This is a genomic window from Pseudomonas flavescens, from assembly GCF_013408425.1.
Taxonomy (GTDB): Bacteria; Pseudomonadota; Gammaproteobacteria; order Pseudomonadales; family Pseudomonadaceae; genus Aquipseudomonas; species Aquipseudomonas fulva_A.
Window position 1 is genome coordinate 3495543 of sequence record NZ_JACBYV010000001.1, and the last position, 22464, is coordinate 3518006.

The 22464-nt window shown below is 60.3% G+C and carries 25 protein-coding genes, 3 tRNA genes and 1 pseudogene; 15 read left to right on the forward strand and 14 right to left on the reverse strand.

What is annotated here, in order from left to right; translation table 11 throughout:
* Positions 1–20: 20 nt before the first annotated feature.
* Both FHR27_RS15595 and FHR27_RS15600 read left to right on the forward strand, forming a co-directional pair.
* Entirely contained in the window at positions 21–524 is a 504-nt protein-coding gene (locus tag FHR27_RS15595; RefSeq protein WP_179539008.1) for a DUF2878 domain-containing protein, read from the forward strand.
* 39 nt (positions 525–563) lie between these two features.
* Complete coding sequence (locus tag FHR27_RS15600) at positions 564–881, forward strand: YkgJ family cysteine cluster protein (protein WP_042556226.1); 318 nt, start codon at positions 564–566, stop codon at positions 879–881.
* A gap of 86 nt (positions 882–967) precedes the next feature.
* Here FHR27_RS15600 and FHR27_RS15605 read toward each other — a convergent pair whose 3' ends face one another.
* The 6 genes from FHR27_RS15605 to hemA all read right to left on the reverse strand — a co-directional run bounded on the left by FHR27_RS15605 (position 968) and on the right by hemA (position 6587).
* On the reverse strand, positions 968–1486 hold the full coding sequence (locus FHR27_RS15605; RefSeq protein ID WP_042556225.1) for an acyloxyacyl hydrolase: 519 nt from the start codon (positions 1484–1486) through the stop codon (positions 968–970).
* A gap of 229 nt (positions 1487–1715) precedes the next feature.
* On the reverse strand, positions 1716–2504 hold the full coding sequence (gene murI, locus FHR27_RS15610) for a glutamate racemase (RefSeq protein ID WP_179539009.1): 789 nt from the start codon (positions 2502–2504) through the stop codon (positions 1716–1718).
* Complete coding sequence (locus tag FHR27_RS15615; protein ID WP_042556223.1) at positions 2497–3264, reverse strand: molybdopterin-synthase adenylyltransferase MoeB; 768 nt, start codon at positions 3262–3264, stop codon at positions 2497–2499. Before FHR27_RS15615 ends, murI begins: the two co-directional genes overlap by 8 nt.
* The gene (gene prmC, locus FHR27_RS15620; RefSeq protein ID WP_179539010.1) at positions 3257–4090 is read right to left on the reverse strand and encodes a peptide chain release factor N(5)-glutamine methyltransferase; all 834 of its coding nucleotides are present in this window, start codon (positions 4088–4090) and stop codon (positions 3257–3259) included. The genes FHR27_RS15615 and prmC overlap by 8 nt, the downstream gene beginning before the upstream one ends.
* 137 nt (positions 4091–4227) lie before the next feature.
* Positions 4228–5310, reverse strand: coding sequence for a peptide chain release factor 1 (gene prfA, locus FHR27_RS15625; RefSeq protein ID WP_179539011.1), 1083 nt, complete (start codon positions 5308–5310; stop codon positions 4228–4230).
* A complete protein-coding gene (hemA, locus tag FHR27_RS15630) occupies positions 5307–6587 on the reverse strand; it encodes a glutamyl-tRNA reductase (RefSeq protein ID WP_042556220.1) in 1281 nt (426 codons plus the stop codon). The genes prfA and hemA overlap by 4 nt, the downstream gene beginning before the upstream one ends.
* A gap of 377 nt (positions 6588–6964) precedes the next feature.
* Between hemA and FHR27_RS15635 the strand changes: the two genes are divergently transcribed.
* The 11 genes from FHR27_RS15635 to FHR27_RS15685 all read left to right on the forward strand — a co-directional run bounded on the left by FHR27_RS15635 (position 6965) and on the right by FHR27_RS15685 (position 16315).
* Positions 6965–8695: a tetratricopeptide repeat protein gene (locus FHR27_RS15635; RefSeq protein WP_042556219.1), complete on the forward strand. Its 1731-nt coding sequence runs from the start codon at positions 6965–6967 to the stop codon at positions 8693–8695.
* The gene (gene lolB, locus FHR27_RS15640; protein WP_179539012.1) at positions 8695–9315 is read left to right on the forward strand and encodes a lipoprotein insertase outer membrane protein LolB; all 621 of its coding nucleotides are present in this window, start codon (positions 8695–8697) and stop codon (positions 9313–9315) included. Before FHR27_RS15635 ends, lolB begins: the two co-directional genes overlap by 1 nt.
* 208 nt (positions 9316–9523) lie before the next feature.
* Positions 9524–10399, forward strand: coding sequence for a 4-(cytidine 5'-diphospho)-2-C-methyl-D-erythritol kinase (gene ispE / locus FHR27_RS15645; protein ID WP_042556217.1), 876 nt, complete (start codon positions 9524–9526; stop codon positions 10397–10399).
* 25 nt (positions 10400–10424) lie between these two features.
* Positions 10425–10499, forward strand: a tRNA-Gln gene (locus FHR27_RS15650).
* 59 nt (positions 10500–10558) lie between these two features.
* A tRNA-Gln gene (locus tag FHR27_RS15655) sits at positions 10559–10633 on the forward strand.
* 44 nt (positions 10634–10677) lie between these two features.
* The gene (locus tag FHR27_RS15660; RefSeq protein WP_042556284.1) at positions 10678–11619 is read left to right on the forward strand and encodes a ribose-phosphate pyrophosphokinase; all 942 of its coding nucleotides are present in this window, start codon (positions 10678–10680) and stop codon (positions 11617–11619) included.
* A gap of 113 nt (positions 11620–11732) precedes the next feature.
* Positions 11733–12359 (forward strand): 50S ribosomal protein L25/general stress protein Ctc, encoded by a 627-nt coding sequence (locus FHR27_RS15665; RefSeq protein WP_042556216.1) that lies wholly within the window; start codon positions 11733–11735, stop codon positions 12357–12359.
* A 51-nt stretch (positions 12360–12410) separates the two neighbouring features.
* Entirely contained in the window at positions 12411–13001 is a 591-nt protein-coding gene (gene pth / locus FHR27_RS15670) for an aminoacyl-tRNA hydrolase (RefSeq protein WP_042556215.1), read from the forward strand.
* Between the two features lie 34 nt (positions 13002–13035).
* Entirely contained in the window at positions 13036–14136 is a 1101-nt protein-coding gene (gene ychF, locus FHR27_RS15675) for a redox-regulated ATPase YchF (RefSeq protein ID WP_042556214.1), read from the forward strand.
* Positions 14137–14356: 220 nt separating this feature from the next.
* On the forward strand, positions 14357–16111 hold the full coding sequence (locus FHR27_RS15680) for a sensor domain-containing diguanylate cyclase (RefSeq protein WP_257026915.1): 1755 nt from the start codon (positions 14357–14359) through the stop codon (positions 16109–16111).
* Positions 16112–16238: 127 nt separating this feature from the next.
* A tRNA-Met gene (locus tag FHR27_RS15685) sits at positions 16239–16315 on the forward strand.
* Between the two features lie 82 nt (positions 16316–16397).
* Here FHR27_RS15685 and FHR27_RS15690 read toward each other — a convergent pair.
* From FHR27_RS15690 to FHR27_RS15715, 6 genes and pseudogenes are all read right to left on the reverse strand, one after another.
* On the reverse strand, positions 16398–16994 hold the full coding sequence (locus tag FHR27_RS15690; RefSeq protein ID WP_179539013.1) for a putative adenosine monophosphate-protein transferase Fic: 597 nt from the start codon (positions 16992–16994) through the stop codon (positions 16398–16400).
* On the reverse strand, positions 16994–17164 hold the full coding sequence (locus tag FHR27_RS15695) for a YhfG family protein (RefSeq protein WP_156152798.1): 171 nt from the start codon (positions 17162–17164) through the stop codon (positions 16994–16996). Before FHR27_RS15695 ends, FHR27_RS15690 begins: the two co-directional genes overlap by 1 nt.
* Positions 17165–17332: 168 nt before the next feature.
* Positions 17333–17575: pseudogene (locus FHR27_RS15700) on the reverse strand (FitA-like ribbon-helix-helix domain-containing protein); the annotation flags it as partial.
* A gap of 20 nt (positions 17576–17595) precedes the next feature.
* Positions 17596–17967, reverse strand: coding sequence for an excalibur calcium-binding domain-containing protein (locus FHR27_RS15705; RefSeq protein ID WP_179539015.1), 372 nt, complete (start codon positions 17965–17967; stop codon positions 17596–17598).
* Positions 17968–18120: 153 nt separating this feature from the next.
* A complete protein-coding gene (locus tag FHR27_RS15710; protein ID WP_179539016.1) occupies positions 18121–18711 on the reverse strand; it encodes a hypothetical protein in 591 nt (196 codons plus the stop codon).
* Positions 18686–18958, reverse strand: coding sequence for a DNA-binding protein (locus FHR27_RS15715; RefSeq protein WP_179539017.1), 273 nt, complete (start codon positions 18956–18958; stop codon positions 18686–18688). The genes FHR27_RS15710 and FHR27_RS15715 overlap by 26 nt, the downstream gene beginning before the upstream one ends.
* Before the next feature lie 452 nt (positions 18959–19410).
* On the opposite strand from FHR27_RS15715, the gene FHR27_RS15720 reads away from it, so the two are divergent.
* Together FHR27_RS15720 and FHR27_RS15725 are read left to right on the forward strand one after the other, a co-directional pair.
* A complete protein-coding gene (locus tag FHR27_RS15720) occupies positions 19411–19740 on the forward strand; it encodes a hypothetical protein (RefSeq protein ID WP_179539018.1) in 330 nt (109 codons plus the stop codon).
* 57 nt (positions 19741–19797) lie between these two features.
* Positions 19798–20838, forward strand: a complete 1041-nt coding sequence (locus tag FHR27_RS15725) for a hypothetical protein (RefSeq protein ID WP_179539019.1) — start codon at positions 19798–19800, stop codon at positions 20836–20838.
* Positions 20839–21420: 582 nt separating this feature from the next.
* Here the strand turns inward: FHR27_RS15725 and FHR27_RS15730 are convergent.
* Positions 21421–21723, reverse strand: a complete 303-nt coding sequence (locus FHR27_RS15730; protein WP_179539020.1) for a DUF3892 domain-containing protein — start codon at positions 21721–21723, stop codon at positions 21421–21423.
* Positions 21724–22041: 318 nt separating this feature from the next.
* On the reverse strand, positions 22042–22371 hold the full coding sequence (locus tag FHR27_RS15735; protein ID WP_179539021.1) for a hypothetical protein: 330 nt from the start codon (positions 22369–22371) through the stop codon (positions 22042–22044).
* Positions 22372–22464 lie beyond the last annotated feature (93 nt).

A 22464-nucleotide genomic window follows, 5' to 3' on the forward strand; every position in this document is an offset into this window, starting at 1 on the left:
GCGACTATCGGAAATTCTCGGTGCCCAGAAACCTGCTCAACGCGCTGCTCTTCGCCATCGGCTGGTTCGCCTGCATAGCTGGCGGCGGCCTCTGGTTGTGGTTGGTGGCAGTGATCATGCTGGTGCACCTGCTGCATATCGGCAGCTGGCAACGCGAAGGCAAGCTGCTGGTGAGCGTGTTCCTGTTCGGCAGTGCGGTGGACAGCTTTCTGCTGCAGTTCGGCCTGTTCGACTTCGGCGAACCGCGCCAGTTGATTCCCCTCTGGCTGGCCCTGACCTGGCTGCTGCTCGGCAGCACCCTGTGCCATTGCCTGGCCTGGACCGCTCGCCCCTGGTGGCGCGCCAGCCTGCTGGGCGCCTGCCTCGCGCCGCTGCACTATTACGCGGCAGCCAGCCTCGATGGCGTGAACTTCCCTTATGGCAGCGCTGCCACCCTGATTCTGCTGGCACTGATGTGGGCGGCCATGCTGCCGGTGCTGCATGGCTTCGCCCGACTGCATGCAGCGAACAACCACTCGGCTTGAACCCACGCCTTGCGACGGCACCTGGCGTAAACTACGCCGATGAGCGCCAACCACTACATCCCCCACACGCAGATTCCCGAAAGCACCGAGGTCAGCTGCAGCACCTGCGCGGCCTGCTGCTGTCAGCTGGAAGTCATGCTGATCACCGATACCGGCGTGCCGGAGCGTTTCATCGACAACGATGACTGGGGCGGCGAGGTGATGCGCCGTCTGGATGACGGCTGGTGCGCGGCCCTGGATCGCGACACCATGCGCTGCACCATCTACGAGGTGCGCCCATTGATCTGCCGCGAATTCGAACTGGGCGCCCCCGAGTGCCTGGAAGAGCGTCGCGGCATTTCCAGCATCTACCGCTGACAGCACGTCAGCCAACTGGCCGTGAACGTGCGGCGAGCATAAAAAACCGGGCGCGAGGCCCGGTTCCGGTATTGCGAGAAAGCCGCTTAGAAATTCAGACGGTAATGCACGGCATAAGACTCGACGCCATCGTTGGGCTTCTTGATGCCCGCGTTGGAATAGTGGATCGCACGAATACCGACTTCATGACCACCGGCGAAACGCAGGCCCGCGCCGATGCGATCTTCGAACTGGAACGAAGAACCCAGGTCATTGGACTCGAGTTTGGTGCTGGAGAACGCTGCCACACCGATACCGGCTTCCAGGTAGGGTTTGACGTTCTGCCCGGCGAACTCGTAAACGAACACCGGTGCGAAGGAAACACTGTGGTTGGTCGACGTGTCGTCACCTTCCCAGTAGGTGTAGCCGGCGTCCCAGTAGCCGCCCAGATGGCCGACACTGCTTTCGAACCAGCGGCTGTTGAAATCGAATTGAGCACCGAGACGGTAAACCATGGTGGAATCACCAGACTGACCCACGGAAAAGGTCAAACCTGCGGCCTGAACTGCTGTTACCGAGCCAAGAGACAACGCAACTGCAGCGGCCAAGCCAACCAGCTTCTTCATTGGAAACATCCTTTTTATAGGGATCACGGATTGTTTTAAGTGCGGCACGGGGAAAACTATAGTTACAGACTTTAGCTAAGTTCCATTTGTTCTAAAAATATTTAATGGCCATTGGCCCACGGGCGTTTCCAGCGCGTGCCTGCCAGCCCCCGGGCTAGAGCCCTGCACGGCAGCGTTTGAGGAGAGGTGAAAACGATGGCGGGTCGGCAGACGGCGGCTGACCGGCTGTTCAGAAAAAACCGTTTACCCGTTCGGCATGGCCCCACAAACGCGGCATGACGTTCTGCATGAGCGCGGGATCGCCACTGCACCAGAAACGGTCTGGCGCTGCCGGGCCGGCAGCCAGCAACTCTCTCTCCCCCAGCAACCGTTGCAGTTGCCGGGCGACGGCGGCGCCGGTGTCGATCAGGCTGATCGACGGGTCCAGCCATTGGCTCAGCAAGGGCTTGAGAAAAGGGTAATGGGTGCAGCCGAGAATCAGCGTGTCGCAGCCCTCGGCAAGCAGTGGGTCGACATAGCCGCGCAGCAACGCATGCAGCCGCGGATCGTCCAGCTCTCCCGCTTCGATCAGCTCCACCAGGCCCGGACAGGGCTGAGTGACCACCCGCACATCGCTGGCGAACTGGTCGAGCAGCGCGGCGAATCGTGCGCTTTTCAGCGTGCCGGTCGTCGCCAGCACGCCGACCACGCCGGAACGGGTCGCAGCGGCAGCCGGTTTCACCGCAGGCTCCATGGCGACGATGGGCAAGTGCGGGTAAAGCGAGCGCAGTTCGGCGACGCCGGCCACGGTCGCGGTGTTGCAGGCCAGCACCAGCGCCTTGGCCTCGCGGGCCAGCAGGAACTCGGCGATGGCGCGGCAACGCTCGCGGATGTACTCGGCGCTCTTTTCGCCATAGGGCACATGACCACTATCGGCCACATACAGCAGCGACTCCTGCGGCAGCAGGCTGCGGATCTCGCGCAGTACGGTGAGGCCGCCAACACCGGAATCGAACACCCCAATCGGCGCTTCACTCATGGGCATTGCCCGCACAGACCGCACACCCCGGATCGCGCTTGACCCGCAGCTCGCGGAAGCGCGAGCCGAAAGCATCGATCAGCAGCAACCGCCCCACCAGTGGCTCACCGAAACCGGCCAGCAACTTCAGCGCTTCGAGAGCCTGCAGGCTGCCGACCAGGCCGACCAGCGGGCCCGCCACACCGGCTTCGCTGCAGGTCAGCTCGGCTTCGCTGCCATGGCCGTACAGGCAGTGATAACAGGGGCTGTCGGCACGTCGCGGGTCGAACACCGACAACTGCCCTTCCAGGCGGATCGCGGCGCCACTGACCAGCGGCCTGCGGGCCGCGACACAGGCCGCGTTGACCGCCTCGCGGGTGGTGAAGTTGTCCGAGCAGTCGAGCACCAGATCGACCGCCGTCACCGCTGCGGCCAGAGAGTCCGCATCCAGCGCCTGGCGGTGGGCACGCAGCTGGATCCCCGGGTTGATCGCCGCCAGCCGCGCCAGCGCCGAATCCACCTTGCTCTGCCCGATGCTCGCGGTGTCGTGGGCGATCTGCCGCTGCAGGTTGCTCAGGTCGACGCTGTCGAAATCCGCCAGGTGCAGCTCACCGACCCCGGCCGCCGCCAGATACAGCGCTACCGGCGAACCGAGCCCACCGAGGCCGACGATCAGCACGCGGCTGCCCTTGAGCCGCAGCTGGCCGTCGATATCGACCTGCGACAGCAGGATCTGCCGGCTGTAGCGCAGCAGCTCTTCATCACTCAAGTGTTCATTCATGCGGCCACCGCCCCAGGCTGATGCGTTCATGACTGGCCAGATCGCGGCGGCTGTGAACCTCGGCAAAACCGCGCTGGCTCAGCAACGCGCGCACGGCCTCGGCCTGATCGAAGCCATGTTCGAGCAGCAACCAGCCGGGAGCCATCAGATGCGCCGGCGCCTGCTCGATGATCGAACGGATATCGTCCAGCCCATCGACGCCCGATACCAGCGCGCTGCTCGGCTCGAAGCGCACATCGCCCTCGCCCAGATGACGGTCGTCACTGGCGATATAGGGGGGGTTGCTGACGATCGCGGCATAGCGCTCGCCGCCCAGCCCTTCGAACCAGTGGCTGGATAAAAAGGCGGCGTTTTCCAGGCCGAGGCGCGCCCGATTGCCTTGCGCCAGGGCCACGGCCTGCTCGACCCGATCGACGCCGGTCACCTGCCAGGCCGGGCGCTCGCTGGCCAGGGCCAGGGCGATGGCGCCGCTGCCGGTGCCCAGGTCGAGCACCCGCGCCGGGCTGCCCGGCAGCAACGCCAGCGTGGTTTCCACCAGCAGTTCGGTATCGGGGCGTGGAATCAGGGTATGCGGCGCGACGTCCAGATCCAGGCTCCAGAAGCCCTGTCGGCCAAGAATGTAAGCCACCGGCTCGCCCTCACGTCGGCGCGCCAGGCTGGCCGCGAATCGCCCAGCCGCATCGGCCTCGACCTCACGATCCGCCCAGGTGCGCAGATAGCTGCGCGACTTGCCAAGGGCATGGGCCAGCAACAGCTCGGCATCCACACGGGCGCTGGGTGAGTCCGGCAGATCGGCGGCGTTCAATAGAGACTCAATGGAAGCCATGACGCACCGCCTTTCGTGGGAACTCGCTTGCCAGCGAAGTCGTTCGCGCGATGAGCGCCGGCAAGCCGGCTCCTACAGGAGATTTATCGATCACGTATGCACCGTCCACGACATCCTTCCTCAAGCCCACTCGGGGCTCAATCGCCCAGCGCGGCCAACTGGTCGGCCTGGTATTCGGCAAGCAGCGGTTCGATCACCGCGTCGACGCCACCGGCGATCACTTCGTTGAGCGAATACAGGGTCAGGTTGATGCGGTGGTCGGTGACCCGGCCCTGGGGGAAATTGTAGGTACGGATACGCTCGGAGCGGTCACCGGAACCGACCAGCAGCTTGCGCGTGTCGGAAATTTCCTTGTGCGCGGCGGCGTCCTGCTGGTCCTTGAGCTTGGCCGCCAGCCAGGCCATGGCCTTGGCGCGGTTCTTGTGCTGCGAGCGCTCTTCCTGACACTCGACCACGGTACCGGTGGGAATGTGGGTGATGCGGATCGCCGAATCGGTGGTGTTGACGTGCTGACCACCGGCGCCCGAGGAGCGATAGGTGTCGACGCGCAGGTCGGCCGGGTTGATCTCGATGGCCATCTGCTCGTCCGGCTCGGGCAACACCGCCACGGTACAGGCCGACGTATGAATGCGCCCCTGGGACTCGGTTTCCGGGACGCGCTGCACACGGTGCGCGCCGGATTCGAACTTGAGCTTGGCGAACACGTTGTCGCCCTCGACCCGGGCGATCACTTCCTTGAAGCCGCCGTGCTCACCTTCGTTGGCCGACAGCACCTCGACGCGCCAGCCCTGCTTCTCGGCATAGCGCGAGTACATGCGGAACAGATCGCCGGAGAAGATCGCCGCCTCGTCACCGCCGGTGCCGGCACGCACTTCGAGGAACACGTTGCGACCGTCGTTGGGGTCCTTGGGCAGCAGCATGCGCTGCAGGCTGTCTTCCAGCTCGAGCAGGCGAGCCTTGGCGGTGTCGACTTCTTCCTCGGCCATTTCGCGCATGTCCGGGTCGCTGTCCTTGAGCAGCGCCTGGGCGCCCTCCAGATCGGCCTGTACCTTGCGGAACTCGCGGAACGCCATGATCACCGGTTCGATCTCGGCGTATTCCTTGGAATAGGCGCGGAACTGGTTCTGGTTGCCGATCACTTCGGCATCACCGAGCAGGGCCGTGACCTCTTCGAAACGATCCTGCAAAACGTCGAGTTTATTGATCAGCGAAGCTTTCATTGCATGCCTTTGTTGGACGACGCGCCTTCTTCGAGGGCGAAGAGTTCCTGGGCCACGCCAAGCGCATCGGCGCGCCCGTCGGCGGAGAATTTTTTCAATTGCACGCTGGGCGCGTGCAGCAACTTGTTGGTCAGGCCGCGGGCCAGTTGCGCCAGCACGTCTTCGGCGGCGGCACCGTTGGCGAGCATGCGCTGGGCACGGGCCAGTTCATCGTCGCGCAGGCGCTCGGCCTGCTGCCGGTAAGCGCGTAACACATCCACCGCGGCCAGCTCGCGCAGGCGCACCATGAAATCATCGGCACCGACGGCGACCAGCTCTTCGGCGGCCTGGGCTGCGCCCTGGCGGCTCTTGAGATTCTCCTCGATGACTTCGTGCAGGTCGTCGACGGTGTACAGATAGACATCGTCCAGCTCACCGACCTGAGGCTCGATGTCGCGCGGCACGGCGATGTCGACCATGAAGATCGGCTTGTGCTTGCGCTGCTTGAGGGCACTTTCCACCGCGCCCTTGCCAAGAATCGGCAACTGGCTGGCGGTGGAACTGATGACGATATCGCTGTGCGCCAGTTCCTGGGGAATATCGGAAAGCAGCACGGCATGGGCGCCGAACTGTTCGGCCAGGCTGCTGGCGCGTTCGAGCGTACGATTGGCCACGACGATTCGCTTGATCCCCTGATCGTGAAGGTGACGGGCGACCAGGCTGATGGTCTCCCCCGCGCCGATCAGCAGCGCCTGGCTGCGATGCAGGTCGGCGAAGATCTGCTTGGCCAGGCTCACGGCGGCGAACGCCACCGATACCGGGTTCTCGCCGATGGCCGTGTCGGTACGCACCTGCTTGGCGGTACTGAAGGTGGCCTGGAACAAACGCCCCAGCAACGGGCCGAGGGTGCCGGCTTCGCGAGCCACGGCGAAGGCCGACTTCATCTGACCGAGAATCTGCGGTTCGCCCAGCACCATGGAGTCGAGGCCGGACGCCACGCGCATCATGTGACGAACTGCCGCATCGTCTTCGTGAACGTAGGAACAGGCTCGCAGCTCGTCGAGGCTCAAATGGTGGTAATCGGCCAGCCAGCCAAGCACCGCATCGACGCCCGGACCGTCCTGCTCGAGATACAGCTCGCTGCGATTGCAGGTCGACAGAATCGCCGCCTCACGGCTCGGCGTGTGCCGACAAAGCAGTTGCAGCGCCTCTACCAGCTGCTCCGGGGTAAAAGCCACGCGCTCGCGGACGTCCACCGAAGCGGTCTTGTGGTTGATACCGAGGGCGATAAAGGCCATGCACGTCGCTGACAGGGGGGTGGAAGCCGCCAATTGTCCTACTTCGGTCGAGGTAGGACAACCATTGCCCACCGCATCGCGACGATAGCCAACATCGATCGCCGGCAATGAGAATTACTCAACCCGCCACACCGGCAGGGCATGCCCGCCGAAGCCCGACAGGCCTGATTGACCTCTATATGCAGTCGACCAACGGCGTGGCTCACCTCACCAGCGGGCGAGTTCGCTGGCCGGCAAGGGAGCGCCTTTGATCCGATGCAACACTGCCCGGGTTCGGCAGTCCAACCTCACATCGCCAGGACACACGGCCTGCCCATGGGCTTGCCCAACGGCTTGTGTCATGATGGCCAAAACCGCAGGTTAGTCGCATTTCCTCTATGAATAGACCCATCGCGTTGCTGACCGCCCTTGCCTTTTTGGGTGGTTGCCAGACTTTTGCGCCGTCCGCTCCGGATGGCACCGCGCCCGTGGAAGAACCGGGCAATCAAGCGCAGGCCGAGGCGCCCGAGGCGTACGGCTCGTTCAGCCAGGAAACCCTGCTGGCACTGCTCACCGCCGAACTGGCAGGGCAGCGCAATCGCTTCGACATCGCCCTGAGCAACTACGTCCAGCAGGCCAACTCGACTCAGGATGCGGGCGTCGCCGAGCGCGGCTTCCGCATCGCCGAATACCTGGGTGCCGACGAAGAAGCGCTGGAAACCTCGCTGGTCTGGGCCAAGAACGCTCCCAGCAACGTGGACGCGCAGCGTGCCGCTGCCGTGCAACTGGCGCGTGCCGGTCGCTACGACGAATCCATGACCTACATGGAGCGCGTGCTGCAGCGCCAGGGCAACACCCATTTCGACTTCCTCGCCCTGTCGGCGGCGGAAACCGATCCGGACACCCGCGCCGGCCTGCTGCAGAGTTTCGACCGCCTGCTCGGCAAGTACCCGAACGACGGCCAGTTGCTGTTCGGCAAGGCCCTGCTGCTGCAGCAGGATGGCCGCCCCGAAGAAGCCCTGAAACTGCTCGAGAACACCGACGCCAAGCAGGACCAGGCCGTGCCGCTGCTGCTGCGTGCGCGCCTGCTGCAGAGCCTGGGCCGTGGCGAGGAAGCGCTGCCGCTGCTCAAGAAAGGCATGGAGCAGAACCCCAGCGACAAGCGCCTGCGCCTGACCTATGCCCGCCAGTTGGTCGAACTCGGCCGCATGGACGACGCGCGTGGCGAGTTCTCTTCGCTGCTGCAACAGTTTCCCGAAGACGACGACCTGCGCTTCTCCCTGGCACTGGTGTGCCTGGAAGCCGAAGCCTGGCGCGAAGCCATCGTCTACCTGGAAGAGCTGGTGGCCCGCGATGCCCACGTCGACCCGGCGCAGTACAACCTCGGCCGCGCCCACGAAGCCCTGGGCGATGTGGACGAAGCCCTGCTCGCCTACTCCATGGTCGGCGGCGGCAACGATTACCTGCCGGCCCAGGCGCGCATGACCGATCTGCTGGTCGCCAACGGCCGTGGCGCCGAAGCCTCCAGGCACCTGGCCGAAGCGCGCGACAGCGAGCCGGACTATGCCCTGCAGCTGTACCTGATCGAAGCCGAGTCGCTGTCCAAGCAGAACCAGCCGGACAAGGCCTGGGCGCTGATCCAGCAGGCACTGGCGCAATACCCGGGTGACCTCAACCTGCTCTACACCCGCGCCATGCTGGCCGAGCCGCGCAACGACCTGAAGCAGCTGGAACAGGATCTGCGCACCATCCTCGACCGCGAGCCGGACAACGCCATGGCGCTCAACGCCCTGGGCTACACCCTGGTCGACCGCACGGATCGCCATCAGGAAGGCCTGGAACTGATCCAGCAGGCGCACGACCTCAACCCCGAAGATCCGGCGATCCTCGACAGCCTCGGCTGGGCCAACTTCCGCCTGGGCAACCTGGCCGAAGCGGAGAAACTGCTGCGCCAGGCGTTCGAACGCTTCCCGGACCACGAAGTCGCCGCCCACCTGGGCGAAGCGCTGTGGGCTCAGAACAAGCAGCGCGAGGCCAGGAAGATCTGGCGTGACGCGCTGAAGGAACAGCCCGACAGTGAAATCCTGCGCAGCACCGTGCTGCGCCTGACCGGATCAGAGAGGCCTTGATGCAGTTCCGCCCCCTACTCGCACTCGCCCTGGTAACCCTGCTCGCTGGCTGCTCCGGCCTGTCCACCCGTGAAGCGGTGGAACAGGGCCTGGGCGACCCGGCGCGCTGGCAGGCGCACAAGCAACAGATCAGCACCCTCGACGGCTGGCAGATCAACGGCAAGGTCGGCATCCGCGCCCCGCGTGACTCCGGCAGCGGCACGCTGTTCTGGCTGCAACGCCAGGATTACGCCGACATTCGCCTGTCCGGCCCGCTCGGCCGTGGCGCCGCACGCCTCACCGGGCGCCCGGGTGACGTAACGCTGGAAGTCGCCAACCAGGGCCGCTACCAGGCCGAATCGCCGGAAGAACTCCTGCAACAGCAGTTGGGCCTCAACCTGCCGGTTTCCCATCTGCTCTGGTGGATCCGCGGCCTGCCCGCCCCGGACAGCAAGAGCCGCCTGACCCTCGACAAAGACAGCCGCCTGGCGCAACTGAGCCAGGATGGCTGGGAAGTGAGCTACACCCGCTATGCCGAGCAGAATGGCTATTGGCTGCCCGAGCGCCTGCGCCTCGAAGGCCACGACATTCAGGTGACCCTGGTGATCAAGGACTGGCAACCGCGCCAACTCGGCCAGTGACCCGTCCCGTCCGTCAGCGTGCGATGCATTGCCGTGTCGCGCGCTGAGCCTGATCGTCGGCAAGCCGGCACCTAGGGTTCAGTGCGGTATCACGCATTCGCGCAGCGCCACGCGGGACCTTGCCCGTGGTATCGCCGCGCTCGACCCGGGCCACGGGCTACGTTAGCCTGCAGCGCTCTCTAATCCCCTCTCGCCAGCCATTGCTCCCATGACGACCCACGCCATCCCTGCTCACGCCGAGCTGATTCTGCCGGCTCCGGCCAAGCTCAACCTGATGTTGCACATTCTCGGCCGCCGTGAAGACGGTTATCACGAGCTGCAGACCCTGTTCCAGTTCCTCGACCACGGGGACCAGCTCGGCTTCAGCCTGCGCGACGATGGCGTCATTCGCCTGCACACCGAGATCGCGGGCGTGCCCCACGACAGCAACCTGATCGTGCGGGCTGCGCGGCAGTTGCAGGAACAGAGCGGCACGCGCCTGGGTGCGGATATCTGGCTGGACAAGCGGCTGCCCATGGGCGGCGGCATCGGTGGCGGCAGCTCGGACGCCGCCACGACCCTGCTCGGCCTCGCTCACCTCTGGAAGCTCGATTGCAGCGAGGATCGCCTGGCAGCACTGGGCCTGAGCCTGGGTGCCGACGTGCCGGTATTCGTGCGCGGCCGTGCGGCATTCGCCGAAGGTGTCGGCGAGAAACTCACGCCCGTGGAGCTGCCCGAGCCCTGGTTTCTCGTCGCCGTGCCGCAAGTGCTTGTCAGTACAGCAGAAGTTTTCTCCGACCCTGAGTTGACACGCGATACGCCGCCCATTAAAGTTCGCAGCCTTCTTGAGGGGGGTGGTCGTAATGACTGCCAGCCGGTCGTCGAGAAGCGTTACTCAGCTGTTCGTAACGCACTGATCTTGCTGAACAAATTTGTTCCAACAAGATTGACCGGCACTGGAGCTTGTGTGTTTGGGAGCTTCCCAAACAAGGACGATGCTGATAAAGTCGCCCGCCAACTTCCAGCCACACTGCCAAGTTTTGTCGCGCAGGGTGCCAACGTTTCGATGTTGCACCGCACGCTGCAAGAACTGGCCAGGAAGTGAATGCGTAGCATCGGTTATACGTTACAGGGGCGTCGCCAAGCGGTAAGGCACCAGGTTTTGATCCTGGCATGCGTTGGTTCGAATCCAGCCGCCCCTGCCATAACCACCCAAGGGTGGCTCGTACTACCGAATTGAGCAGCATTGCGTCACACACGATACAGGGGCGTCGCCAAGCGGTAAGGCACCAGGTTTTGATCCTGGCATGCGTTGGTTCGAATCCAGCCGCCCCTGCCATTTTTATACTCATCCAGGTTACCCTCAGCCGGCAGGTACTGCGCGTGTCCAAGATGATGGTCTTTACGGGGAATGCTAACCCCGATCTGGCGCGACGTATCGTTCGTCAGCTGCACATCCCCCTCGGCGATGCCTCTGTCGGAAAGTTTTCCGACGGCGAAATCATGATCGAAATCAACGAAAACGTCCGCGGTAAAGACGTCTTCCTGATTCAGCCGACGTGCGCGCCAACCAATGACAACCTGATGGAACTGGTCGTGATGGCAGATGCCTTCCGCCGCTCCTCAGCCACTCGAATCACCGCTGTCATCCCCTACTTCGGCTATGCCCGCCAGGATCGCCGTCCGCGTTCCGCCCGTGTGGCAATCAGCGCCAAAGTCGTGGCCGACATGCTGACCGTAGTGGGCATCGACCGTGTTCTCACCGTCGACCTGCACGCGGATCAGATTCAAGGCTTCTTCGATATTCCGGTAGATAACATCTACGGTTCGCCAGTACTGGTGGACGACATCGAAGATCAGCGTTTCGACAACCTGATGATCGTCTCCCCGGATATCGGCGGCGTGGTGCGTGCGCGTGCCGTGGCCAAGTCCCTGGGCGTGGACCTGGCGATCATCGACAAGCGTCGTGAGAAAGCCAACCACTCCGAAGTGATGCACATCATCGGTGACGTGGAAGGTCGTACCTGCATCCTGGTCGACGACATGGTCGACACCGCCGGCACCCTGTGCCACGCGGCCAAGGCTCTGAAGGAACACGGCGCCGCCAAGGTGTTCGCTTATGCGACTCACCCGGTACTGTCGGGCCGCGCCATCGAGAACATCGAGAACTCGGTACTGGACGAACTGGTGGTGACCAACACCATCCCGTTGTCCGCTGCCGCGCAATCCTGTTCGCGCATTCGCCAACTGGACATCGCGCCGGTTGTCGCTGAAGCGGTACGCCGCATCAGCAATGAAGAATCTATCAGCGCGATGTTCCGCTAACCCGGAATACCGCTGGTAAAAAGACGCCTGGCCATTTGGCCAGGCACATCACCGAACCGCCCCGTCGCTGGTCGCAAGCGTAACGGGCGGTTTGGTTATTCTGGAGAAGTGAAATGACTGCTGAATTTACTCTGAATGCCGAAGCGCGTTCCGACCTGGGGAAAGGTGCGAGCCGCCGCCTGCGTCGTAACGCCGCCCTGGTTCCTGCCGTAGTTTACGGTGGCGAGAAAGCCCCTCTGTCCATCAGCCTGGTTGCCAAGGATTTCGCCAAGCTGCTGGAAAACGAAGCGGCGTTCAGCCACGTGCTGAACCTGACCGTTGATGGCAAGAAAGAAAACGTACTGATCAAAGCCCTGCAACGTCACCCGTCCAAAGGCTTCGTTCTGCACGCTGACTTCATCCGCGTGATCGCTGGCCAGAAACTGACCGCACACGTACCGCTGCACTTCATCAACGAAGCCACCTCGGTTGGCGTCAAGCAAGGCGGCGGCGAAGTCCTGCACTCCTTGAACGAAGTCGAAGTTTCCTGCCTGCCGAAAGACCTGCCGGAATTCCTCGAAGTCGACATCGCCAAAGTCGAACTGGACCAGACCGTTCACCTGTCCGACATCAAACTGCCGAAAGGCGTTGAGCTGGTTGCTCTGGCCCACGGCAGCGATCTGCCGGTTGCCAGCATCCACCTGCCGCGCGTTCGTGTAGAAGACGCAGCTGAAGGCGAAGGCGAAAGCACCGCCGAGTAATTGGCGAGCTCCACACCTCGGTGTGGAACTGCTTTAGGAAAGGGCTCCTGTATGACTGCCGTACAACTGATCGTTGGCCTGGGTAACCCGGGTCCCGAATACGACCAGACCCGGCATAATGCAGGGGCCCTTTTCGTTGAGCGCCTGGCCGACAGCCAGCGCGTGAACCTCAGCGTCGATCGCAAGTATTTCGGCCTGGTGGGCAAATTCGTCCATCAGGGTCGCGAAGTTCGTCTGCTCATCCCCACCACCTTCATGAACCGCAGCGGCCAGTCCGTGGCGGCGTTGGCGAATTTCTTCAAGCTCAAGCCCGAAGAAATCCTGGTGGCCCACGACGAACTCGACATGCCCCCCGGCGTCGCCAAACTCAAACAGGGTGGCGGGCACGGCGGGCATAACGGGCTGCGCGACATCATCGCGCAGCTCGGCAACCAGAATAATTTCCACCGCCTGCGGCTTGGCATCGGCCACCCCGGGCACGCCAGCATGGTTTCCAACTTCGTGCTGGGCCGCGCACCGCGTGGCGAGCAGGAACTGCTGGATACCAGCATCGGCTTCGCCCTCGACGTCCTCCCGGAAATACTCGCCGGTGACTGGACGGTAGCGATGCGCAAGCTGCACAGCCAGAAAGCCACTCTCTAACTTCATCTACCGCCTTTGGCGCGAGGGACACACCATGGGATTCAATTGCGGCATCGTCGGCCTACCCAACGTCGGCAAGTCCACCCTGTTCAATGCCCTCACCAAATCCGGTATCGCGGCCGAGAACTTCCCGTTCTGCACCATCGAGCCGAACAGCGGCATCGTGCCGATGCCCGACCCGCGCCTCGACGCCCTGGCGGAGATCGTCAAGCCCGAGCGCGTGATCCCCACCACCATGGAATTCGTCGACATCGCCGGCCTCGTGGCGGGCGCGTCCAAGGGTGAAGGCCTGGGCAACAAGTTCCTCGCCAACATCCGCGAGACCGACGCCATCGCCCACGTGGTGCGCTGCTTCGAAGACGAGAACGTCATCCACGTCGCCAACAGCGTCGACCCCAAGCGTGACATCGAGATCATCGACCTCGAACTGATCATGGCCGACCTCGACAGCTGCGAGAAGCAACTGCAGCGCGTCACCCGTACCGCCAAGGGCGGCGACAAGGAAGCCGTGGCGCAGAAAGCGCTGCTGGAAAAGCTCATCCCCCACTTCACCGAAGCCAAGCCGGCGCGCAGCCTGCTCAAGACCCTGGGTGACGACGAGAAGCGCCTGGCCAAGACCTTCCACCTGCTGACCACCAAGCCGGTGATGTACATCGCCAACGTCGCCGAAGACGGCTTCGAGAACAACCCGCTGCTCGACGTGGTGCAAGCCATCGCCGACGCCGAAGGCGCCATCGTGGTACCGGTGTGCAACAAGATCGAGGCCGAGATCGCCGAACTGGACGATCTGGAAGAAATGCAGATGTTCCTCGAGACCATGGGCATGACCGAGCCTGGCCTGAACCGCGTGATCCGCGCCGGTTACTCGATGCTCAACCTGCAAACCTACTTCACCGCCGGCGTGAAGGAAGTACGTGCCTGGACCGTCAAGGTCGGCGCCACCGCACCGCAGTCCGCTGCCGCGATCCACACCGACTTCGAAAAAGGCTTCATCCGCGCCGAAGTCATCGCCTATGACGACTTCATCCAGTTCAAGGGCGAAGCCGGTGCCAAGGAAGCGGGCAAATGGCGCCTGGAAGGCAAGGAATACATCGTCAAGGACGGCGACGTGATGCACTTCCGCTTCAACGTCTAAGCCGCACCCTGACCAGACGAAGCCGCGTTTTTACGCGGCTTCGTCGTTTCTGCATGCCTGGAAAAGCCCGCACAGCCAGTCACGGCGGTGCTGGCAGGCACGCTACCAGCTGCCCGGCAGACGAACGGCAGTAAAATGGCGGCATTTAGCCACCACTCACCATCTCTTCGCTCCAGCGCCGCAGTATACTGGCCCAGCCCTCCCCAGCAGGCGCAGTCCCTTGAAACCTGACGATGAGCTTCTGGAATCGTCGAACGCCGCCCCCGCGGAAGCCCGTTTCGACGCTTTGTTCCGGCTCGCAAAACGCCTGTGTGGCGTCACCCTCGCAAGGATCGCAACCGACACCCACCTCAGCGGTTCTACAGAGCCCGAGCAACGCCTGCCCGCAGCATTGGACGCCTACCTGCAGGAACTGATCGCCCGCACCGGCCTCGGCCACTCGCCCCTGTTGCTGCCCGACACCCGCCTCGACACCGCGCCCCAGGCCGCGCCGTCGCCCGGTTTCTTCGTCGGTTACCCGCTGCGCAGCGTCGATGGCGGCTACCTGGGCGTGTTCTACCTGGCCGATGGCGAACCGCAGCGGCTCAGCGACGAGCAGTTGCTGGCCCTGGACGATATCGCCGAGAGCGCCGCCAACCTGCTCGAACAGATCCGCCGCGAAGCCGCCGCCCGCCAGGCCAGCGAAGCCCTGCTCGCCCAGGAAAGCCGCATGGCCCTGGCCATTCAGGGCAGCGGCACGGGCATCTGGGACCGCGACGTGGTGACCGGCGAGATCCACTACTCCAGCGCCTGGAAAGCCCTGCTCGGCTACGCCGACCACGAGGTCAGCAACCGTATCGAGGACAGCTACGGCCGCGTCCATCCCGACGACCGCACCTACGTGCAGGAAGCCGTGCTCGCGCACTTCGCTGGCCACACCGAGAGCTACGAAGTGGAGCACCGTCTGCGCTGCCGCGACGGCAGCTACAAATGGGTGTGCAGCCGCGGCAAGGTGGTTGCCCGTGACGAACGGGGCAATGCCCTGCGCATGCTCGGCACCACCACCGACATCACCGCCCTGCGCGAGCTCTCCGAACGCCTGCAACGCAGCGTCGAACTGATCACCCGGCTGACCGACCAGGTGCCCGGCATGGTCTTCCAGTTCCGCAGCCTGCCCGACAGCAGTGGCTACTTCACCTACCTCAGCGCCGGCGTCTACGACATGTTCGAAGCCACCCGCGAACAGATCGACAGAGACCCGGAGATCCTCCATACCCTGGTCCACCCGGACGACATGGAGACCTACCAGATGGCCCGCCTGCGCGCCGAACGCGAGCTGAGCACCTGGCACATCGAATACCGCGTGATACTGCCGCGCCAGGGCCTGCGCTGGCGCCTGGGCGAAGCGCGGCCACAACGTGAAGCCGACGGCAGCATCGTCTGGCACGGCGTGGTCACCGACATCACCGAACGCAAGCGCATCGAAAGCGAGCTGCAGGAATTCGCCTCCCTCGACGCCCTCACCCAGCTCCCCAACCGCCGGGTGTTCATGACCCACCTGGAAACCGAGCTGGCGCGTATCCAGCGCAGCGACGTCTTCACCTCCACCCTGCTGATGTGCGACCTCGACCACTTCAAGCTGGTCAACGACAAATGGGGCCACGCCATTGGCGACCAGGCGCTACGTCACTTCAGCCGCATCCTTCGCGAACAGTTGCGCAAGAGCGACCTGGCCGGCCGTGTCGGCGGCGAAGAATTCGCCGTGGTGCTCAGCGGCGCGGGGCTGATCCAGGCCCGCGACTTCGCCTGCCGGGTGCAACACAGCCTCAAGGACGAGCCCCTGAACATCGAAGGAAAAAAGATCCATCTGACCCTGAGCGTCGGCATCGCCCTGCTCGAGCGCCAGGACACCACCCCCGACACCGTACTGTGCCGTAGCGATGCCGCCCTCTACTGCGCCAAGAAGAACGGCCGCAACCGCGTCGAGGTCGGCTGAGCCCCCCTCACCACCGAGCGCCCACCGGCAAAGCGCAGCCGTTCGGCTAAGCGTTTGAAAGTGCGTAAATTTATTCTGCCCAAAGGCTTGACACACCAGGGGCAGATGCGGAAAATGCGCGCCACTCGGCTACGTAGCTCAGCTGGTTAGAGCATAGCATTCATAATGCTGGGGTCCGGGGTTCAAGTCCCTGCGTAGCCACCAAACAAAACAAGGGTTTACCGAAAGGTAAGCCCTTTTTTGTTTCTGGAGTGTCCCCAAACCGTCCCTTTCTTGTCCCGCCACATCAGGCGATGGGATCACCGATGCAGCGCTCGAAAATGGCGGTCATTGCGCGATAGTCGCAAACCACTGCATCGATGTTTGCCTGAATCCACTCAGCCTCATCTACACCCCACCAGTCGACCTGATAGCCCGCGTTGATGATCAGGTGCTCGAAGAGAATCCGCTGAGCCCGGCCGTTGCCCTCGCGAAATGGGTGGATGATATTCAGATCGCCGTACAGTTCTGCAGCCGCAACGACCAGATCCGGGCGAGCCATCTCCTCGAACCAGCCAGTTGAAACTACTTGCTTGAGCCGCTTGGTGAATTCAGCCTCGATGCGGGTCACGTTGCAGAAATGCGTTCCGCCCTTTGAGATATCGACCGTGCGCAACTCACCCGCCCAGTCGTAGACATCATCGAACAGATGCCGGTGTATACGCTGCAGGTAGGCGAGATCGTAGGGAGGGAGGTCGAAGTCCAGCTGGCTAGCTGCGATTTCAGAGAGGCTGCGCTCAGCTTCATGGAGAGCGCTATCGTCAGTCAGGCCAAGACGATTACGTAGAACATCGGTGCCTGGGTAGCAGTAAGGATCTTGCCCAGCGCCGTACTTGTCGAGCATCAGGCCTGACTAGACCGCGCAGCGTTCAAAGCAGCCTCACGGGTCGGGAGCTTACGCTCGGCATCGGCCTGGGTCGTGTTGAACCCCTCGAGGCGCAGGCTGGCCGCGTAGTTCGACCGGCGTGCCTTGGCGCAATAAGCCTTCTTGGCTTGCAGAGATACACCTGTCATGGGATTGCCTCTTCGGTTTCGCCAGCGGCCATTATACCGGATGCACGCCGCTATCAGGTTGCCCCTCATTCTGGCTCAGTAATGCAATCAGTGAAAGGATCAAGGCGGTGGCGAAGCGATCAGGCGCCAGATGCGAGTACTGGCTTTCATCAGTTCGGAAAGCACGTTGTCGTCGAAGCTCGCAGCCTTGGCTTTGGTGTTTCGCTCAGGCACATCGAGGTCAACACCACCCACCGCAGAAAAACGAGCGTGGATGCGACTCCCTAAGCCACCTTTCTTATCTTGTTTGGTCAGCGCCTGGCGAATGATCTGTCCCGCCTCTTCTTCCATGGAACGCCCGTGGTTGGCAGCAACGACGCGCAGCATGGCCTTGAGGTCATCATCCAGATTTCGAATCGTGATAGTTGCCATTCAATGCCTGCGCTTCGTGACTAACCGCACCACTGTCGCTCGCAGGGTACGCCATCGTTATTGCCGTCCATCTCTACGCCGGGGCAGTTATGTAGAAAGAACGTTGCCTCGTCACAAGAACGCATCTGCGAGCAGTGTTTACGGCCATCGCAGCGATAGCTCGAGGCGGGCTGTGATTGGGGCTTTGGCTTGATCTGAGCGTCCGTGCCGGTCCAGGCGAAGGTCGGGATGAAGCGTTCGAGAGAAAACGCCGGGGCGGGCTGTTCGATCACCGGGCTGCTCAAGACCGAGCCGTCGGCGGCGACATTGGTGATTACCGGGCTGCTTGGCGGCTTCAGGTAGAAGTGCCAGAAGGCAAAGCCCAGGGCGATGATGACGATCAGTTTTTTCACGCCTGCACTCCATTGCGTAACGGCTATCGCAGCCTGCGAACGGCAAGATTAGCGCATCCTGCTTTGGCCGTGGAGCCATCTACCCATGCAGCATGGCACTGCAGCGTGCCGCGCTGAACCCGGCGCCTGCCGAATGGCTACCTTGTAGCGTTATCACAGCGTCTCGTCAGCGCCATGCTCCGCCGAACCGGGCACCTGCGCCCTCTCCTCGGCTCGACCGTCGAGGCGCACCACCCGAAGGGTGCGGATATCCGAGAAGAACACCTCATCGGGAAACGGGCTAGCGCCCGCCACGCCCATCACCATGAAATAGCCATGCGCCCAAACACCTACCACCGGCAGCACGACACCCACCACCTGAACGCACTGCCACAAAGGCTCCAACTGATCGTCCCACATCAACTCGACCAGAACGGTCTGCCCGAGATAGGCCAGGGCAGCCTGAGCATCCTGGACTAACTGTTCGCCCGTAGTGCTGCGAGCTTCGCCGGTGTCGCCCTCCTCCCCATCGAGACCAGTTGCACGCAGCTTGCTCAGATCGACCATCAGCACATCAGTGCGGGTTACGCTCGGCAGGCTGCCGTTCTCGATCATCTCGCCCACCTGATCGGTAGTGACTCCGCAGGTAGCCGCAAAACGCTCGATGCTGCGTAGGTCATTGGCGGCGGAACTGAGTAGAGCAACCTGACCGTTCGCATCTACCTCGTTAGAAATTGGCTCAGTCATCACGGCAATCCACTGCATAGACCATGCTCTTGCCGCAGTCTGTTCCTCGGCGGATGCGTGGCAGGTTAATGACGTGGTGACGGCCAATCTTGGCCGTCGGGACGGTGCCGGATTCGATCCAGCCGCGTACGACATCCTCGGTAATGACGTCGATGCCCAGGAGCTTGGCGAACACGAGCTTTGAGCAAAACGGCGCATCACGCAGGTCGTTGACGCGCTCCGGGTTTCCCTGTGTGTCGAACCCCACTATTCCAGACTGCTCCATGCAAAGCCCCTATAATCCGTCGATCATCACTCCGGCTTGAGTGGTATATTTCCACATGCCGAGTGGAATAATACCACTTCGATCGCGTTGTGGAATATTTCAACGAAGAGCTTTTTAGATCTTTATGGAATCAACACAGGACCGGGTTAGACACTTTATGTCGGTAATTGGGCATCGTGAGGTCGGCGAAGCCACAGGACTAAAAGAAGAAAGGTGCAAGACAATCCGCTATGACAAGCGAGCAAATTTGCGCACCAACGAGTTGGACTTGATAGCAAATCGCTATCCTGAGTACTCTTTATGGCTAAGGACTGGTATGACAGCGCCTGAAAACGGCCAGATAGATCCAGACTACGCTGAGGCTAACCGAAACTTGGCCAATCCAAACGCGGGATAGCGATCACACAGGAAGTAACTAGGCGCTGGTACGCCCGAAGGAATGGAGAAGACCGATGAAAAGGATGCTGTTGGCACTGGCGATAGCCGCAACTCCCGCTCTAGCTAAAGAATCTAAGCCCATCGCCACGCAGGTGGGTGACGCAATGCGGCCTGCTGCCGAAGCATACGGCAAAGGTATGCAGAAGCTGGTGAACGAGTTTTTCGCCGGTTCCGAAGGCCCGATGGGCAAAGCCGCACGAGCCAACCTCAAAGCCCAAGATAATCGAGAGCGCGAAGCTAATCGTGGGGTTCGTCGCTCCATGAAGGAATGCATTAAGCCCGGCAATATCATTGATGATGACGTCAAGGAATGTACTGAAGGGCTACGATTAAAAACATGGTAATACGCTTAACTGCAAATAAATAAACACGAAATCAAAGAAAAAGCATTGAAGGGTCATATGTCTAGAGATTCAGCCAAAAAAGGTATAAGCCGAACATTACAGTTAAAGCCAATCAAGTTCTCTGAGCTAAAAGATGGCAACACCATGACCTTGACAAAGCTAATGGCTATTTTCGCTGGAGCTTACCCAACAGTTGGCTCCAGAACAGATACAACAGGAATAACACTAGCCACCGGGGAAACCATCCCCCAACTGTGCACCTTCTTCAATAATTACCAAGCGCTCGACGACAACACATGTATATTTGAAATTTGGTCTTACGAGCCGGGTACCATACCACAGACCTTAACACCTGATCCCAACATGGCGAACGCCGTAACTGACAACATCATTAGTGACAGCGATGAAGAAGAGCATGACGAGAGTGAGCCAAAAAAAGAATTTATACATATTGCACACGTGCTTGCATTTGGGCAGTCGGCGATAATAGAAAGTACAAGAAGCACAGGTGGCGTACATAACATTCAACGTTACCTGAATAAAATGTCTCGAAAGACAAGTTTAGGCAGAAAAGGTAATTTCTTCTTCACTGATGCCGTTACAAAAAAGTTAACGGAAGAAATCGACCGCGCAGGTGGTGCAGTAGGATTTACAGTCGGAGTAACGAGCGTAAACGATAACAACGAAAGCGCTCTACTAGGTGTGCTTTCAAACGTTAGAGGGTATATGCCGTCGTCCGGGCTCCTAACAGTCGATTGGCGATCAAAAGACAAGCTACCAACGCAAAAAGTTATAGACGCCTATGAGGAAGCTCAGAAGCAGGACGAAATTGAGAGTGTTATAATCCACTTGAGCGATGGATCTTCAATCCGAGGACTATCGAAATTTAAAATCAAGAAAACTGTAGAAGTAGACGATATAGGTGGAAATAACCCTGATCGCGGCGAACTTCTAAGAAAGATGGTGCTCTACCTAGAAGAGCTTTGCACTCTTGGCCCTGACAACAAAAGGATTTTGGACGAATCTGGAGCGCTGGCAGACAATGACATATTTATACCTGATTCCCGAAGAAGTAAGAAACGCGAAACAGATAAGTGACGAACTAAAAGCAGTCGCTAACTCTGCATCTAGTAACAAAGCCTATGTAGGATGGAATTTTATAATTCTAGTTCTAGGAGGTATAGCTGGCCTATTTGGATATCAATTCATAGACGACAGCCTACTAAATGCCTCGATTGCATTTAGCGGAATAATCATCGGCTTTACAATTACATCAATGCTATTCTCGGGAAGAAGCCAATATTTAACGAAGCTTACTTACGAACAAACCATCTTATATGCACACAAGACAAGATACATGCTGATGTCTCAGATAAACACATTATTCGCATTTCTAATGTGCCTACTCTTTTGCATGTTATCTATGGTTTCGATGAAGAGTGGGATTTTAGAGAAAAGTGTAGTGATAGCGGCCGCATCAGGTTTTCTTACACTGGGGTGCTATCGAATATTATTACTTCCATTCCAAATATATGAAGTTCATTCATTTGCTTTAGATAATCTTGTAGCAGAATCCAAGGAAGATGTTACTGCAGAAACAAAAGCTAAAACACAAGAAAGACTGAAGCTTCTCGAAGGTATAAAAAAATAGGGCTCAAATAGAGCCCTATCACCCGCAACTTAAGAGATAATTTTGCAGCTATCACCACACTCAGACTGAGCTAGAAGATTATTATTCCACTTCTTATCAGCATATGTCCTTAAATATGGATCCTTACCATCCTCCCGAACTACGCCTATATATGCGCGGCTTCCAGATTTAGCATCGACAGTATAATAGCTCTCGGTTTTAGCTTCGATTCGCTTTACAGCCGAAGCCCTAGTCAGCCGCCAAGAACCGTTAGAATTACCAATATGAGTAATCCCCTCATGCTGACTATCTCTATTGAGTTTATTAATACAATTAACTTCGAATTCTTTCATTAATACCTCTCCCTGGAAAAATGGCGAATAGCCACTATCAATGTAGACAGCGAAATCACCCTAGTCAAAGAGATAAGCTGAAGCTGAGCTACCATCATGAAGCGGTGACTACCGAAGGGTATTTTTCTGAAAAGCTATGGGGTAACGAGCAGATTGCACCAGCCAAAGCGCTTTTTAATGGAGGCATCTGGAAGGTTGAGCGGATACTCAGGTGATTCATAATGCTCAGCGCGTCCTTTCTCCGGAAACCAAAAAGGCTTATCAACCGATAAGCCTTTTCTCCGCAGCCCATATCTGCCCTACCCGCTCCAAGCTCCGCTAAAAAACGAAATACCCCACCGCCACCATCGACCCGCAGGCGACCACGCCGAGGATCAGCAGCAGGCGGCTGGTGCTGGAGCCTTCGCGGGCGTCGAGGAGTTGTTGGGCGTGCAGGTGCAGGTAAGAGGGGGTCGCGCGCAGTTTGGCGGGGCGCTGGATTCTGAGGACGCTGGCGTCAGGCGTGGAGGGATCGTTTTCAGGTTTGGCCCTGAAGTTGTCCCATGATGCGTTGTGTCCCTGCTGTCGGCGCTCTTCGCGCCACCACTCGTGGTCTTCCAATCCCATGATCAGCCCTCCTGGCTGGTGATGATCATTCCCGTCGATCATTGAGAGCCACGATGGCGGCTCGGAGTTCAGTGTACAGCTGTAAACAGATTCGTGCAGGTTCCTTGAGGCGGATAATTTTAGTCCCACTTACAT